A 15,583-nucleotide genomic window follows, 5' to 3' on the forward strand; every position below is an offset into this window, starting at 1 on the left:
ACTTCAGCATTGCGACAGACTAGTTAGTTTTTTACGCTGCTTGTGTCGCGCTCAATCGTTCTTCCAAGACTTTCCGATAATCTGTCGGCATGACTTTAACAAACAATTTGAGTGACACATTCCAGTTATCCAAAATTTCACGGGCACGCTCTGAACCTGTGAATTTAAAATGCTGTTCAATCAATGATTTCAGATTGGCTTCATCCGAAGCAGGCTGGACATCAAAGTTCACGGCGTGCCAGACAGCGTCTGTTTGCTCTTTTTCGCTCGTCACATGAGACAAGGCCACCATGCTGGTGTTGCAACGTGGCTCGAACTGACCTGCGGGGTCGTACACGTAAGCGACACCACCGCTCATGCCCGCCGCGAAGTTGCGACCTGTCGCGCCGAGCACGACGACGGTGCCGCCAGTCATGTATTCGCAACCATGGTCACCGGTGCCTTCGACGACGCATGCGGCACCTGAGTTGCGCACCGCGAAGCGTTCACCCGCAACGCCACTGAAAAATGCCGAGCCAGCAATCGCGCCGTACAAGACCGTGTTGCCCACAATGATGTTCTCATGTGACGCACCACGGAATGAATTATTGGGGCGAACAATAATACGACCACCGGACAAGCCTTTACCCACATAGTCATTCGCCTCGCCGACCAAGTCAAATGTCACGCCATGGGCAAGAAACGCGCCGAAGCTTTGTCCCGCCGTGCCATTCATCTGAATGTGAATCGTGTCATCGGACAAACCTGCGTGACCGTAGCGACGAGCCACTTGACCCGAGAGCATGGCGCCAATGGAGCGGTTTAAGTTGCGCACGTTTTGAATGAATGAAACGGGTTTGCCTTCTGTCAGTGCAGGTTCGCACTGAGCAATGAGTTGTTTGTCGAGCGCATGATCCAAACCATGGTCTTGCGTGAGCGTTTGGAATGATGTGTCACCTGCTGCATTCGGTACTAGGTAGAAAACTTTAGAAAAATCCAAACCTTGGGCTTTCCAGTGGGTAATACCTTGGCGCATATCGAGTAAATCAGCACGGCCAATTAATTCCTCAAACGTGCGCACGCCCATCTGTGCCATGAGTTCGCGCACTTCCTCTGCGATGAAGAAGAAGTAGTTCACAACGTGCTCAGGCTGACCTGTGAATTTTTTGCGCAGCACTGGGTCTTGTGTCGCCACACCGACGGGGCAAGTATTTAAGTGACATTTGCGCATCATGATGCAGCCCTGCACCACAAGCGGTGCAGTGGCAAAACCAAATTCCTCCGCACCGAGCAATGCACCGATGACGACATCACGGCCCGTTTTGATCTGGCCATCGACCTGCACACGCACGCGAGAACGCAAGCGATTTAATACCAATGTTTGCTGGGTTTCAGCAAGGCCTAGCTCCCACGGCGCACCTGCGTGTTTAATCGATGAGACGGGCGATGCACCCGTGCCGCCGTCATGACCCGCGATGACGATGTGGTCAGCTTTGGCTTTCGCCACGCCTGCGGCGACTGTACCAACGCCATTTTCAGCGACGAGTTTCACCGAAATAGACGACGACGGGTTGACGTTTTTCAAATCGTGAATCAACTGTGCCAAATCCTCAATCGAATAAATATCATGGTGTGGCGGTGGCGAAATCAAGCCCACGCCCGGCACAGAGTAACGCAATGCGCCGATGTATTCGGAAACTTTACCACCAGGAAGTTGGCCACCTTCACCAGGTTTTGCGCCCTGTGCCATTTTGATTTGAATCTGGTCAGCAGATGACAGATATTCAGCACTGACACCAAAACGACCCGAAGCCACTTGCTTGATTCTTGAGCGCAGCGAATCGCCTTTTTTCAGAGGAATCGTCGCAACGACTCGGTCATGACCGATGATGTCGCCGATGGTTTGACCATCTGTGATGCCAGCATCGCCATTTTGCATTTCTGCACGATAACGCAGAGGATCCTCTCCACCCTCACCCGTATTAGACTTACCGCCAATGCGGTTCATGGCCACAGCGAGTGTGGCGTGTGCTTCGGATGAAATCGAGCCAAGACTCATGGCACCCGTAGCAAAACGTTTGACAATTTCTGTGGCAGGCTCTACCTCATCAATCGAAATGGCTTTTTTGGGATCGATTTTGAACTCAAACAAACCACGGAACGTCATGTGACGTTTCGATTGATCATTGATGATCTGGGCGTATTCTTTATAGGTTTGGTAATTGTTTTGACGCGTTGAGTGTTGTAATTTCGCAATCGCATCAGGTGTCCACATGTGCTCTTCACCACGGACACGCCATGCATATTCACCACCTGTAGCCAACTTGTCTTGCAAGGCATGTTTCGCGCCGAATGCATGTTTATGCATCATATAAGCTTCTTGGGCGACTTCAAATAAACCCATGCCTTCAATAGCGGTCGGCGTGCCCCTAAAATATTTATCAACCAGTTCTTTTTTCAGACCCACCGCTTCAAAAATCTGAGAGCCCGTGTAAGACATATAAGTCGAAATGCCCATCTTCGACATGACTTTATTTAAGCCTTTACCAATCGCTTTGATGAAATACGCAATCGCTTCTGAGGGACGCTTGTTTGGAATCAAACCATGCTGAACCATGTCCGTCAATGTCGCAAAAGCAAGATACGGATGTACCGCTTCAGCTCCAAAACCGCCAAGCAAAGCAAAATGATGGACTTCACGCGCACTGCCTGTCTCGACCACCAAACCTGTGGATGTGCGCAAACCCGCTTCCACCAGATGTTGATGAATGGCAGATGTCGCGAGCAATGCAGGAATCGGTAATAAATTTTTGTCCACGCCTCGGTCTGACAGCACCAAAATGTTGTGCCCAGACTTCACCGCATCGACGGCTTGCGCGCACAACGACGCGAGTTGCGCCTCGATGCCATCTGGCCCCCAAGCAGCGGGGTATTTGATGTCCAATATGTGGCTCTTGAACTTGCCATTGGTGTATTTCTCGATGTAGCGAATTTTCGCCATTTCATCGTAATTCAATACAGGTTGCGAGACTTCCAAACGCATCGGCGGGTTGGTGTTGTTGATGTCGAGCAAGTTTGGTTTTGGACCGATGAATGAGACGAGCGACATGACCATTTGCTCACGAATCGGGTCAATCGGCGGGTTGGTTACTTGCGCGAACAACTGACGGAAATACTGGTAAAACGATTTGTTCTTTTTTGACAACACGGCCATCGGCGTGTCATTGCCCATAGATCCTATGGCTTCTTCGGCGCTTTGCCCCATGGCTTGCAGAATGAACTTGATGTCTTCTTGCGTGTAGCCGAAGGCTTGTTGACGGTCAAGCAGCTCAGATTTTGGCACAGGACGCTCTTCAATCGGCGTCAAAACATGTTCGAGCTTGAGCGAGAGGCGAGCGTTCCATTCTTTGTAAGGACGCGCGTTGGCAAGGCTGTTTTTGATTTCTTCATCAGAAATGATACGACCTTGCTCAGTGTCGATGAGCAGCATTTTGCCCGGCTGCAAACGCCATTTTTGCTTAATCTTAGAATCAGGAATCGGCAATACGCCAGATTCAGACGCGAGCACCACGAGGTCATCGTCGGTGACGACAAAGCGCGCTGGACGCAAACCATTGCGATCAAGTGTCGCACCGATTTGACGGCCATCGGTGAAGCACAACGCCGCAGGGCCATCCCATGGTTCCATCAAGGCTGCGTGGTATTCGTAAAACGCACGGCGCGTTTGATCCATTTGTTCATGCTGCTCCCACGCTTCAGGCACCATCATCATCATGGCATGCGAGAGTGGGTAACCAGCCATCACGAGCAGTTCGAGACAGTTGTCAAATGAGGCCGTATCAGACTGACCGGGATAAATCAGCGGCCAAAGTTTGTGTAAATCATCACCGAGCACTGCACTGGAGATGGCTTTTTGACGGGCTTTAATCCAGTTCACATTGCCTTTGACGGTGTTGATTTCGCCATTGTGCGCAATGAATCGGTAAGGATGTGCCAGCTCCCATGCAGGGAATGTGTTGGTCGAAAAGCGTTGATGCACAAGCGCAATCGCTGAAATCGTGCGATTGTCAGCCAAGTCTTTGAAGTAACGACCCACTTGGTCGCAGAGCAATAAACCTTTATAGACCACTGTGCGTGCGCTCATCGAGGGCACAAAGTATTCCTTGCCATGTTGTAATTTTAACGACTGAATGCGGTGCGATGCGGTTTTACGAATCACATACAGTTTACGCTCCAACGCATCCGTCACCATCACATCAGGACCACGCCCGATGAAAATTTGGCGAATCACAGGCTCAGTCGCACGCACCACAGGCGACATCTCCATCTGACTGTCAATCGGCACATCACGCCAGCCGAGCACCACTTGGCCTTCGGCTTTGACGGTGCGCTCTAATTCTTGTTGGCAGGCCAGACGCGAGGCTTCTTCTTTCGGCAAAAATATCATACCCACGCCGTACTCACCCGCTGGCGGTAACATCACACCTTGCTTGGCCATTTCTTCGCGATACAGCGCATCTGGAATCTGAATCAAGATTCCCGCACCATCGCCCATCAGCGCATCGGCACCCACCGCACCACGATGGTCAAGGTTATACAAAATCAGCAAACCCTGTTGGACAATCGCGTGGCTGCGCTGCCCTTTGATGTGAGTAACAAAGCCAACACCGCACGCATCGCGCTCATTGGTCGCGCTATATAAACCGTTTTTGGTGGCGTCAGCGCGCAAGTCTAATGCAATTTCGGGTTGTAAATACTCGGTCATGGTGAGATTCCAGTGGTGTTTCGGTGTGTATCTAATCGCCTGAGGCGCAATAAACAGTTTTTTAGTAAGTCTTGCTGTTTTGTGCAGCGACTATAAGGCTTTTTACTGCGGAGCACAATAAGTTTTAATTGGGGTCAGCTTTTATTTAAACCACTCATAAACCACAGGCGCTATTTAATTGGTGACAGAATATTATTTACCAAGTCTACAACCAACCACGTCCCTCTCTGCACGTCTAACCATCATCAACCACTGGTGCAGCACAAAAACACGAGAACTCATCAAACCCTCAACCGACAATTTACACAAGCCTACAGGACAGACTTTATTTATCAGAGTTTTGCGTTTACAATACCACTTGAATTTATTTATTAATAGCGTGTTTTGATGCGGCTCGTCCGCAAGCCTCACCACAGGAATCCAAATGACCGACACAAACACCACCCCTATCAATGACGAAACAGAGCAGCTAACACAAAAAAGTGCCTTAACCATGCTTGGCGTGGCGTTGGGTTTGGCTGCAGGCCCGTTGATTTTGCTAATTTTGCTGGCAAAATCAATGGCAGACAGCAACCCAGGCCCCGATGACCCAATGAATCCCGAAAACATCGCCCAGCGCTTACAGGCAGTCGGCGGCTTTGTACTCGTGCCCAAACCCAAAGGCCCACAAACAGGTCAACAAGTCTATGAAAGTCTGTGCACCAGCTGCCACGCAACAGGAACCAGTGGCGCACCAAAAGTTGGATCTGCCGACTGGGCACCACGCATAGGCAAAGGTTTTGATACCTTATTCAAGCATGCGACCGAAGGCTTTAACCAAATGCCCGCTCGCGGTGGCAACCCCAACCTATCTGACTTAGAAATCAAACGTGCCATCGTTTACATGGCCAACAAATCTGGCGGCAGCTTCGAAGAACCAAAGGATGAAACGGCCACAGACAGCACCAGCGCCGCACAGTAAACGATCGTTTGGAACAATGGGCTTGGTGTGCACACAGGCATATTCGGCTAAGTCTAAAAAAGCTTGATTAATTGACAATACTTAAGTAATTACCACTAAATGTTGACATTAAAACCAAAACGCGTATAATACAAGTCAGGCGTATCGCCTCCCCTGCTTTTCCTCCCTAAGCAGGGTGGTCATTCATAATGACGTTATTCCCCAAGTCCTTGGACTTGGGGCTTTTTTTTGTCACAAGCATCCGCCAATCACGAACCATACGCCAAGCTTCTATATTTCTATATAATGGGCGCTATTCCCAAACAGCCTAAAAGCCGCCATGAGAAAAACCTTAAAAATCACCCCGAGCACCGGCCAAACCACTCGCCAACCCCTGCGCGGCAAAAACAGAAACAACCAAGCTGCCGCCAACGCACGCATCAGCCCAACAGAACCACACAAAAAAAGCAACCGCCATACAAGCAACAAGCCTCCGAGACGCGACGGTGATAAACCACGTAACTTCTCAGACCGTCCACGCCGCAGCTTCGACGACAAGCCAAAGCGAGATTTTGGCGACAAGCCACCTCGGCGCGATGGTGACAAGCCGCGTGACTTCTCAGAACGTCCGCGCCGCAGCTTTGATGACAAACCAAAACGTAACTTTAGCGACAAACCACCTCGACGCGATGGTGGCAAACCGCATGACTTCTCAGACCGTCCGCGCCGCAGCTTTGATGACAAACCAAAACGTGACTTTGGCGAGAAATCGCAGCAAAGCAATGCCAACGACACTACCCCTTGGGGCACACCTTTGACACGCACTACCACCAGCCGTAGCAGCACCCCAAACCCGAGTAAAAGCTTTCAAGAACCACGTCGACACGGCAAAATGCGTGATGAACAAGGTCGTCCGATTCGGAAAGTTGCGCCGCGCTTGGCTCCCGCCGACGCTGGCATCCGCCTGTCCAAACACCTCTCAGACCAAGGCCTTTGCTCACGCAGAGAAGCTGACGAGTTTATTGAAAAAGGCTGGGTTACAGTGAATGGTCAACGCGCCACTCTCGGCCAGCGCATCACACCAACAGACAAAATCCAAGTTGCCAAACAAGCACAACGCGCCCAAGAATCACGCGTGACCATTCTCATCAACAAACCCGTCGGGCTTGTCTCAGGCCAAGCTGAAGACGGCTACGCACCTGCCGCTTCACTCATCACGCCCGAGAATCATTGGGCAGGTGACAGCAGCGGATTGTTGTTTGAACCCAAACACCTACGTGGCTTAGCGCCCGCTGGACGCCTGGATATTGATTCTGTTGGTCTGCTCGTCCTCACCCAAGACGGTCGCGTCGCCAAAACCCTGATCGGCGACAAAAGCGATGTGGACAAAGAGTACCTTGTGCGCGTCGAAGGCTCATTATCAGACGAAGGGCTGCGCTTACTCAATCACGGCCTCTTGCTCGACGGTGTGCCACTGCGCCCAGCCAAAGTCAGCTGGCAAAACGAAGATCAACTGCGCTTCGTTCTCACCGAAGGTAAAAAACGCCAAATCCGCCGCATGTGCGAACTCGTCGGATTACACGTCGTTGGCCTCAAACGCATCCGCATCGGTCAAGTCTTGCTCGGTGATTTACCAACGGGGCAGTGGCGCTATTTGGGTGATAATGAGGGGTTTTAAGCAGTATCAAACCAAATTGTCTTATTGTTCTTTAATAAAACGCCCACCTTAATTGAGGTGGGCGTTTTGTTGGGGAAACATCAGCTTGTTGGCCTTGTATGGGTATGCAGAGACTGAAACTCAGTAACCGCAATCACTGACGCACGACGGGACACTAGCTTATATGGAAAAAGCCTCCCTTTTGATTGGAATGGATGGATTTTAAATTTCAGCGGGGTCAACCTCAACAAACCATGTTAATCGGCTTTTGAGCTGTGTCAACGCAGCCTGCCAATGCGGCAAAAAAGCCTGCAGTTTGCTGCGTTGCGGGGATTCAATGAGGAGTTGGGCGCGTTCTTGGGCATTTTTTCGCATCATTTGCATGGGGACGGCAGCGTTGATGGTGAGGGTGTCGAACCCATGCTCATCGATGATGTTAAGAGCAGCGGTGCGAGCAGCGTTGGCGAACTCTAACGCATCCTTGATACGAGGAGCGGCCACTTGTAAGAGAGCATGGGCCGCGAATGGGGGCAAACCAAGCTGGGCGCGCACAGCGAGCTCGTCAGCAGCAAAAGATTCATAATCGTGGGCCAAAATGTGTCGCCAAAGTGGGTGCTCAGGGAAGGTGGTTTGGATGATGACGTGGCCTGCGTGTTGGCCACGGCCTGCACGACCGATGACTTGCTGCAGCTGGGCGAAAAGTCGCTCAGGCGCGCGGTAGTCTTGGGCAAATAGGCCGCCATCGACGTCGAGGACACCGACCGTGGTGAGGTTTGGCCAGTCGTGCCCCTTGGCAAGCATTTGCGTACCGATGATGATGTCCACTTCACCTGCTGCGATGTCGGCAAGCTGGGTTTCTAATTGTCCCTTTTTGCGGGTGATGTCGGCGTCGATGCGACGCACGCGAGCGGCTTTCCAGTGATTTTGTACAGTTTCTTCGAGACGCTGCGTGCCTTGACCTACGGGAAGTAAATCTGCATTGCCGCAACTGGCGCAGGCTTTCGGTACACGCTTTTGTGTGCCACAGTGGTGGCAGTGCAGGAGACGCGTGGTTTGATGATAGACCATGTGCGCGGAGCAGGCGGTGCAATCATTGACCGCACCGCAATGGCCGCAGTAAAGCACAGGCGCGTAACCACGTCGATTTTGGAACAACAGAGAGGTTTTTCCTGCGGCAAGGGTTTTGTCAATCACGCTTCTCAGCGCTGTGGATAAACCGTCCATCATGATGGTTTTGTTGGTATCCACCAATTGCACCGCAGGTGGTTTCGCACCGCTGATGGCGCGCTGACGTAGGATATGCAAGCCGTATTTGCCTGTTTGTGCGGCATGCCATGTTTCAAGAGAGGGCGTCGCGCTGCCAAGAATGATGGGGATGTTGAGCTGATGCGCACGATAGATGGCAACATCACGCGCAGAATAACGCACCCCTTCTTGCTGACGATAGGAGCTGTCGTGCTCTTCGTCCACAACGATGGCCGCCAAATTCGGTAATTGGGTCAAAATCGACAGTCGTGTGCCCAAGATCACCCGTGCATGCCCGCTACTGGCACGCCAGAAATTAACCAGCCTCGTCGATTCGTTGAGTTTGCTGTGTAGACTCACCACCGCATCATCACCAAAACGAGCCGTCAATCGAGCATAAAACTGTGGCGTGAGGTTAATCTCAGGGACGAGCACAAGGACTTGTGCGTCAGGATGATTGGCAAGAACCCCCGCAAGGTATTGCAAATAAATCTCAGTTTTACCACTGCCCGTAATGCCAAATAAAAGTTGCGGCGATTGGCGTGGTGCTTGGGCCGCTTGAGTCAATTGCGCCAAAACACGCTCTTGCTCCTCAGAGAGCAACAACCCTGCGGACAAACTCAATGGCGCAGGCGCAACAGACATCGCTTGCCATTTTTTCCATGCTTGCTTACCCACACCAAGGCTCAATCTACCGTCAACCTCCTGAAATTGACTCGCTGTGCGCAGTGCTGTCGGCAGCGCAGGCAGGGCAACCTCACCCAAGCCACGCTGATAATACCGCGCCATAAACCGTATCAACTGCAGCCACATACCATCCGCACGTGGCACGAATGCCAAAACAGCACTAATGGCTTTGAGTTTGTCAGCAGGCACATCCGTCTGTGCGGCATGACCAACCACCCAACCAACCACCTGTTGACGGCCAAAAGAAACCAAAACGGCACGGCCAAGCCAATCATCGGGAGATGACCACTCGACTTCGCAAGGGGCGTAATCAAACACGCCCGTATTTGATACAGAGACAGGGACATCAAGGGCGACTTGCAGCACCCATTGGGATGAGGTGGATTTTAAGATGGGTGACATTTCGTGGTGGACAACCGCAGCCAAGTTAGCCTGACTTGTTGAATCTCAATTTAACTAATTCACTTAAGTACCCGTTTTATAAGGACTTTTTGCGTTACCCACAAAACCTGTGGATAACTGTGTGCATAAGCCGTGAAAAAGTGGGGTAAACCGCGTCAAATCAGGCATTTTCTTAGAGTGCTCAAATTTTACACAATTACGAAAAAGCTTATTTATCAATAACTTACAATCTAAAACGGCCATCAAGGAGGCTCATCACTCGCCAAAGCCCACCGTTGCGCTGCCTGCGGGAAACTGTGGGTAAGTCAAGCATTCTTTTATGAATTTTATGATGTATTTTTCATAAAATCATAAAAAATCTCACAGCAAAGCATCATGGCTTATAGGGGAGTCGCCACACGCGAGCTTCGGCTGTAAGTGTGCACTTCGTCCACCAAAATTTTCACTGCCTCAGGATCGGTGAATTGGGAAATACCATGACCTAAATTAAACACATGCCCCACATGCGGTCCGAAACCATCGAGCACACGCTGCACCTCTGCACGAAGATTTTTCTCTGAACCAAACAAAACAGATGGGTCTAAATTGCCCTGTAAAGCCACTTTGTGCCCGACCCGTGCCCTCGCTTGGGCAATATCGGTTGCCCAATCCAGCCCCAAAGCATCCGCACCACTGTCAGCCATCTGCTCGAGCCACTGACCGCCACCTTTGGTGAACACAATCACTGGAATCTGTTCACCATTGTGCTCGCGGTTTAACCCCGCCATCACCTGACGCATATACGCCAGCGAAAATGCCTCATAACTGCTGCCAGACAGCGAACCACCCCATGTATCAAAAATCATCACGGCTTGCGCCCCAGCAGCGATTTGGGCATTCAGATACGCCGTGGTTGCACGCGCATTGACCATCAAAATATGATGCAATAAGTCAGGGCGGCGATACATCATGGTCTTAATCGTGCGAAACTCCTTCGACGAGCCCCCCTCAACCATATAACAGGCAATCGTGTAAGGACTGCCCGCAAAACCAATCAACGGCACGCGCCCTTGCAACGACGTACGAATCTTAGCCACCGCATCAAACACATACTGGAGCTTGCCCATGTCGGGCACTTCCAGACGCTGTACCGCCATCTCGTCTTGCAATGGACGGTCAAACACAGGACCTTCGCCCTCAACAAAGCGCAAACCGAGCCCCATCGCATCAGGCACGGTCAAGATATCGCTGAATAAAATCGCCGCATCCAGCCCATAACGGTCAATCGGCTGCAACGTCACCTCCGTGGCCATCGCAGGACTCATCGCTAACTGCATAAAACTGCCGGCCCGCGCCCGCGTCGCGCGATACTCAGGCAAATACCGTCCTGCTTGGCGCATCAACCAAACAGGCGTGTGCGTCGTGCTCTGGCGACGCAAGGCGCGTAAAAAAGTGTCGTTTTGTAACGGGGCGAAAGAAGACATCATAAAAACCAGCTTAAAAGGTTGAAAACACCATTGTATCAAGTTATCCCATGCCTGCGACACCGAACACGTGCCGCTATCGGTATAATGCCTCTACTTAGCCATCCTCAGACATCAAAGGAAACCCCACATGACTGAACTCTACACCGTCGCAGGTATGACCTGCCAGCACTGCGTCGCTCGCGTGCAAACCGCGTTATCCTCTGTGCCTGGCGTCACTTCTGCTGTGGTGTCACTGTTACCACCGCGTGTGGTCGTTGAGGGAGATGATGTTGATTTAGCGGCATTAAATGCCGCACTGGCGGAAACGTCTTTCTCACTCACACCATCACCTGTGGTCAATATTGGTGGCGTGAAACCGAAACGTTGATGTGCTGATGCGTTACGCCACACACCATCGAGCGCAGCACGGATTTAAATCAATGGCAGCCCCTCGCTGAAACTGCCGTTGTGCAATTACCCGACACCCCACCCACGACGCGTATCGACCTCCCCGCGACCGATGTACACGGACAATACCTACGCATTAGTTGGACTGAGTCAAACGCTGTCACGCTCACCAATGCCACGCTCATCAACCAAACCACACAACAAGCCACAACGCAAAAAATTGATTTACATCTAACCTCCGCAGATTCAGGTGCACTCGCGGCCTACCTGCCTGCTGTATTGCAACATCACCCCTCCAAACTCACACTACGCACCGAAACCAACAACATCAATGTGCCTGTGAACATCGGCTTCAGATACAAATATCAAGAAACCTATGGTGTCACAGTCGAAACCGCCGCACAAACCGTCTTATTTCGTTTAACACAGAACGGTCAAACATTCACCAACAGCGGAATCAACCTCTCTGTACCCAAAAACAAAAACATCCTCCCCCCCCCAAAGACCAACAACTTCCCTCTGACCTCAAAGCCAGCATCGAGCTGCCCATCCACCGCATCGGCTTCATCGCTAGCGGCAGCACACCTTACACATTGCGCTATAAAAATGACACCAATCCAACTGCTCGCCCTATCGCCAGCTTACTGCCGAGCTACCAAACAGGCGACGCCAACCAACTCCCACTGGCCAGTATCTCTGCTGAATCCGTGACCACTACATTCAACACACAGCCTGAACTAATCAACGCAGCACAGCACTCAGACCAACCCACCAGCCGCAAGAACTACTCACTCTGGGGCATCCTCATCAGCGGCGTGCTGCTGCTCACGGGCATGGTGCTTGTCATCATGAAGCAATTAAATAAAAAACAGAATTAATCCACCAAACAAAAAACGTGGGCATTGCCCACGTTTTTTTGTATTTAAATCCATCTCACGCTTCATTCGCCAACACTTGCGAGACCGCGTTAATCGTCGCGGCAATGCGGCCGACGTCACGCAGTTGCAGGGTACTCATACCTTCAGCTTTGAGCAGTGCATAATGGCTTTTGATGCAAAAATGGCATTTACCAACGACAGAGGCGGCGAGTGCGTACATCTCGAAACGGCGTTTGTCTAAACCACCGTGATTCGCGTAGGCATTCATACGCAGTTCAGCGCGTTGGGTGGCGAGGTCTGGGTCATTGGCCATTTCGACGTAGGGATACCATGCGTTGTTCATGCCCATGAGTGAAGCGGCGGTGAGTGCGGCGGTTTCTTCCTCCGGTGTGAGCGCACGAGCTTGGCTGATGGCATGCACGATTTTGGTCGCTTTCGCGGCGAATGCAGAGGCGAGCGCAACGCCAACAGCGTCATTGCCTTCTAAGCTGGAGCGTGAGACAGTCGCATCAAGATTGAGACGAATGTCTTTGGCATAGTCGGGGATTGCATTTTTGATGTCTGTTAGCCATTCCATAATTGTGACTCCTGTTTTGGTGATGTTTGTTCAGATAGGTGAATAACGAGCATTTAGAGCAGGTGCTGCACACTCTATGTTGGTTGGGCGATAAAAAACCCGCGCGAGTGCACGGGCTTTTTATTTCAAGCCGCCTAAGCTTACGCTCGCAAAAATTATAATGTCGCGCCGCCAACCGTTCGGTTGCAAGGGCACAATTCATCGGTTTGCAAACCATCTAAAATACGCAAAACTTCTTGTGGGTTGCGACCAACGTTTAAGTTGTTAACCGACACGTGTTGAATCGTGTTGTCTGGATCAACGATGAATGTCGCACGCAAAGCCACGCCAGCAGCCTCATCACGCACGCCGAGCATATCAATCAATGAGCCTTTGGCATCACCGAACTGCCAGTGACCCAGTTTGTTCAAGTCTGGGTGCTCACGACGCCATGCGAGTTTACAAAACTCATTATCAGACGAACCACCGAGCAAAATTGCGTCACGGTCTTCGAAGTCTTTCGCTAATTTATTGAACTCAACGATTTCAGTTGGGCAAACGAAGGTGAAGTCTTTTGGATAAAAATAAATGATTTTCCATTTGCCTGCGAATGACGCTTCCGTGATGGTTTCAAATGCCGACACGCCGTTTTCTTCGTGGTGGTTAAAGCCTGGCTTGACGCCATCAACGCTGAATGCGTCTAATTTTTGACCGACTGTTTTCATGTATTGCTCCTTGTTGTTGGGTTAAAAAATTTGACGAGAGATTGTACCGTGAATAATAAACATAGCCCAATTGTATTATTTGATTGCCGCAATAGTTTTTTAAATCACTTTTTCTGCCAAACGTCTTTCAAACCGACAATGCGATTAAACACCAACGCACCCGATTTTGAATCCACACGATCGGTGACAAAGTAGCCGAGACGCTCGAACTGAAAATGCGTTTCAGCGGCGACATTGGCGATGCCTGATTCGACGTAGCCTTGCGAGATGTGTTTGGAGTCTGCGTTGAGCGCGTCGAGGAAGTCTTTATCGCCCGCATCGGGATGAGCGTCACTGAACAGTCGGTCATAAACACGAATTTCTGCAGAAACGGCAGATTCGTTAGAAAGCCAATGGATGTTGCCTTTGACTTTGTAGTTATTTGAGCCTTCGGTGCCGCTTTTTGAATCTGCGTAGTAATTGGCGTGCACAGCGGTGACATTACCATGCTCATCGCTATCATAGCTGGTGCATTCGATGACGAAGCCATGACGCAGGCGAACTTTATTGCCGACGAACAGTCGAAAGAAACCTTTCATCGGCTCAACCATAAAGTCGTCATGCTCAATCCATAACTCTTTGGAAAACACGAAGTGACGCTCGCCCATCTCAGGATGGTGCGGATGCACAGGGGCTTTGCATGGTTCGGTTTGGCCGTCTGGATAATTATCAATGATGAGTTTGAGCGGTTTTAATACAGCGACAGCGCGCGGCGCTTTTTCATCCAAATCATCGCGAACAGCTTGTTCAAGCGTGCTCATGTCAATCCATGAGTCGGCTTTTGAGACACCAATGCGCTCACAAAACAAACGAATAGATTCGGGAGTGAAGCCACGACGACGAATGCCGACAAGGGTCATCATGCGCGGATCGTCCCAGCCATCAACTTTGTTTTCTTCGACCAGTTTAAGCAGTTTTCTCTTGCTGGTGATGGCGTAGGTCAAGTTTAAACGAGCGAACTCAGTTTGCTCAGGCAGCGGTTGCGCGAGCGCGCCGACTTCCACGAGGCGTGCGAGCACCCAGTTGTACAGTGGGCGGTTGTTTTCAAACTCCAGCGTGCACAGCGAGTGTGTCACTTGCTCTATGGCATCCGAAATACAGTGCGTGAAATCATAGAGTGGATAAATACACCACGCGTCGCCCGTGCGGTGGTGATGCGCGTAACGAATACGATAAATCACAGGGTCGCGCATGGCCATGAAGCTCGATGCCATGTCAATTTTTGCGCGCAATACATGCGTGCCTTCGGCAAATTCGCCCGCGCGCATGCGATGGAAGATATCCAGCGACTCATCAACTGGGCGGTCACGAAATGGCGAATTCATACCTGGGCTATTGAGCTGACCACGTTGGAATCGAATCGTATCGCCATCCTGGGAGTCAATGTAGGCGTGACCCGCTTGAATCAATCGCTCAGCGAATTGGTACAGTTGCTCAAAATAGTCAGAGGCATAGTGCAAATGCTCGACACCATTGCTGTGCCAATCAAAACCCAGCCATTGGACAGTGTCTTTGATTGAGTTCACGTATTCGACAGATTCTTTTTCGGGATTTGTGTCGTCAAAACGCAGATGGCAACGACCACCGTAATCACGCGCCATGCCAAAATTAAGGCAAATACTTTTGGCGTGACCAATGTGTAGGTAACCATTCGGCTCAGGTGGAAAACGTGTGATGACGCTGGGCAAACCAGCTCGTTTGAATTTGGCAGCTGCTGTGTCTGCGTCGATTTTTTGGCGGATAAAGTTAGAAGCTTGTTCGATGTGTGTGTCTGTCATGTCGTGATTTTTAAACTAGATATTGGAATGGTTATAAAAAAATATAAAGTGAAAGGGGCTACTGTAAAAAACGGCACTC

Annotated in this window: 11 protein-coding genes; 5 read left to right on the forward strand and 6 right to left on the reverse strand. The window is 50.8% G+C overall.

The genetic code is table 11. The features are described 5' to 3' along the window. Positions 1-31: 31 nt before the first annotated feature. A complete protein-coding gene (locus IE082_RS05290) occupies positions 32-4,744 on the reverse strand; it encodes a glutamate synthase-related protein (protein ID WP_189492656.1) in 4,713 nt (1,570 codons plus the stop codon). A 424-nt stretch (positions 4,745-5,168) separates the two neighbouring features. Here IE082_RS05290 and IE082_RS05295 point away from each other — a divergent pair, with 424 nt between their 5' ends. Both IE082_RS05295 and IE082_RS05300 read left to right on the forward strand, forming a co-directional pair. Further along, complete coding sequence (locus tag IE082_RS05295; protein WP_189492659.1) at positions 5,169-5,705, forward strand: c-type cytochrome; 537 nt, start codon at positions 5,169-5,171, stop codon at positions 5,703-5,705. Positions 5,706-6,024: 319 nt separating this feature from the next. After that, on the forward strand, positions 6,025-7,362 hold the full coding sequence (locus tag IE082_RS05300) for a pseudouridine synthase (protein WP_189492662.1): 1,338 nt from the start codon (positions 6,025-6,027) through the stop codon (positions 7,360-7,362). Between the two features lie 201 nt (positions 7,363-7,563). Here IE082_RS05300 and priA read toward each other — a convergent pair whose 3' ends face one another. Both priA and hemE read right to left on the reverse strand, forming a co-directional pair. Beyond that, the gene (gene priA, locus IE082_RS05305) at positions 7,564-9,675 is read right to left on the reverse strand and encodes a replication restart helicase PriA (RefSeq protein ID WP_189492665.1); all 2,112 of its coding nucleotides are present in this window, start codon (positions 9,673-9,675) and stop codon (positions 7,564-7,566) included. 380 nt (positions 9,676-10,055) lie between these two features. Then, entirely contained in the window at positions 10,056-11,141 is a 1,086-nt protein-coding gene (hemE, locus tag IE082_RS05310; RefSeq protein WP_189492668.1) for a uroporphyrinogen decarboxylase, read from the reverse strand. A 127-nt stretch (positions 11,142-11,268) separates the two neighbouring features. Here hemE and IE082_RS05315 point away from each other — a divergent pair, with 127 nt between their 5' ends. Genes IE082_RS05315 through IE082_RS11330 form a run of 3 tightly spaced genes read left to right on the forward strand, consistent with a single transcriptional unit; the run spans position 11,269 to position 12,406 of the window. Beyond that, the gene (locus tag IE082_RS05315) at positions 11,269-11,508 is read left to right on the forward strand and encodes a heavy-metal-associated domain-containing protein (RefSeq protein WP_189492670.1); all 240 of its coding nucleotides are present in this window, start codon (positions 11,269-11,271) and stop codon (positions 11,506-11,508) included. Between the two features lie 26 nt (positions 11,509-11,534). Continuing rightward, positions 11,535-12,239 carry a DUF3999 family protein gene (locus IE082_RS11245; RefSeq protein WP_268244684.1) on the forward strand — a complete coding sequence of 235 codons (705 nt, stop codon included), beginning with the start codon at positions 11,535-11,537 and terminating at the stop codon, positions 12,237-12,239. Continuing rightward, positions 12,122-12,406 (forward strand): hypothetical protein, encoded by a 285-nt coding sequence (locus IE082_RS11330; protein WP_268244680.1) that lies wholly within the window; start codon positions 12,122-12,124, stop codon positions 12,404-12,406. Before IE082_RS11245 ends, IE082_RS11330 begins: the two co-directional genes overlap by 118 nt. Before the next feature lie 55 nt (positions 12,407-12,461). Here IE082_RS11330 and IE082_RS05330 read toward each other — a convergent pair whose 3' ends face one another. The 3 genes from IE082_RS05330 to IE082_RS05340 form a co-directional block, all read right to left on the reverse strand. Continuing rightward, the gene (locus IE082_RS05330) at positions 12,462-12,983 is read right to left on the reverse strand and encodes a carboxymuconolactone decarboxylase family protein (RefSeq protein WP_189492673.1); all 522 of its coding nucleotides are present in this window, start codon (positions 12,981-12,983) and stop codon (positions 12,462-12,464) included. Positions 12,984-13,138: 155 nt separating this feature from the next. Next, entirely contained in the window at positions 13,139-13,687 is a 549-nt protein-coding gene (locus tag IE082_RS05335; RefSeq protein ID WP_189492675.1) for a peroxiredoxin, read from the reverse strand. Positions 13,688-13,791: 104 nt separating this feature from the next. Beyond that, a complete protein-coding gene (locus tag IE082_RS05340; RefSeq protein ID WP_189492678.1) occupies positions 13,792-15,504 on the reverse strand; it encodes a glutamine--tRNA ligase/YqeY domain fusion protein in 1,713 nt (570 codons plus the stop codon). Positions 15,505-15,583 lie beyond the last annotated feature (79 nt).

It is taken from the genome of Formosimonas limnophila (assembly GCF_014652675.1).
Taxonomy (GTDB): Bacteria; Pseudomonadota; Gammaproteobacteria; order Burkholderiales; family Burkholderiaceae; genus Hydromonas; species Hydromonas limnophila.

Excerpts from the sequence above, each read along its gene's own strand:
- IE082_RS05290 (WP_189492656.1), bottom strand. The coding sequence starts at position 4,744 with ATGACCGAGTATTTACAACCCGAAATTGCATTAGACTTGCGCGCTGAC.
- IE082_RS05295 (WP_189492659.1), top strand. The coding sequence starts at position 5,169 with ATGACCGACACAAACACCACCCCTATCAATGACGAAACAGAGCAGCTA.
- IE082_RS05300 (WP_189492662.1), top strand. The coding sequence starts at position 6,025 with ATGAGAAAAACCTTAAAAATCACCCCGAGCACCGGCCAAACCACTCGC.
- priA (WP_189492665.1), bottom strand. The coding sequence starts at position 9,675 with ATGTCACCCATCTTAAAATCCACCTCATCCCAATGGGTGCTGCAAGTC.
- hemE (WP_189492668.1), bottom strand. The coding sequence starts at position 11,141 with ATGATGTCTTCTTTCGCCCCGTTACAAAACGACACTTTTTTACGCGCC.
- IE082_RS05315 (WP_189492670.1), top strand. The coding sequence starts at position 11,269 with ATGACTGAACTCTACACCGTCGCAGGTATGACCTGCCAGCACTGCGTC.
- IE082_RS05330 (WP_189492673.1), bottom strand. The coding sequence starts at position 12,983 with ATGGAATGGCTAACAGACATCAAAAATGCAATCCCCGACTATGCCAAA.
- IE082_RS05335 (WP_189492675.1), bottom strand. The coding sequence starts at position 13,687 with ATGAAAACAGTCGGTCAAAAATTAGACGCATTCAGCGTTGATGGCGTC.
- IE082_RS05340 (WP_189492678.1), bottom strand. The coding sequence starts at position 15,504 with ATGACAGACACACACATCGAACAAGCTTCTAACTTTATCCGCCAAAAA.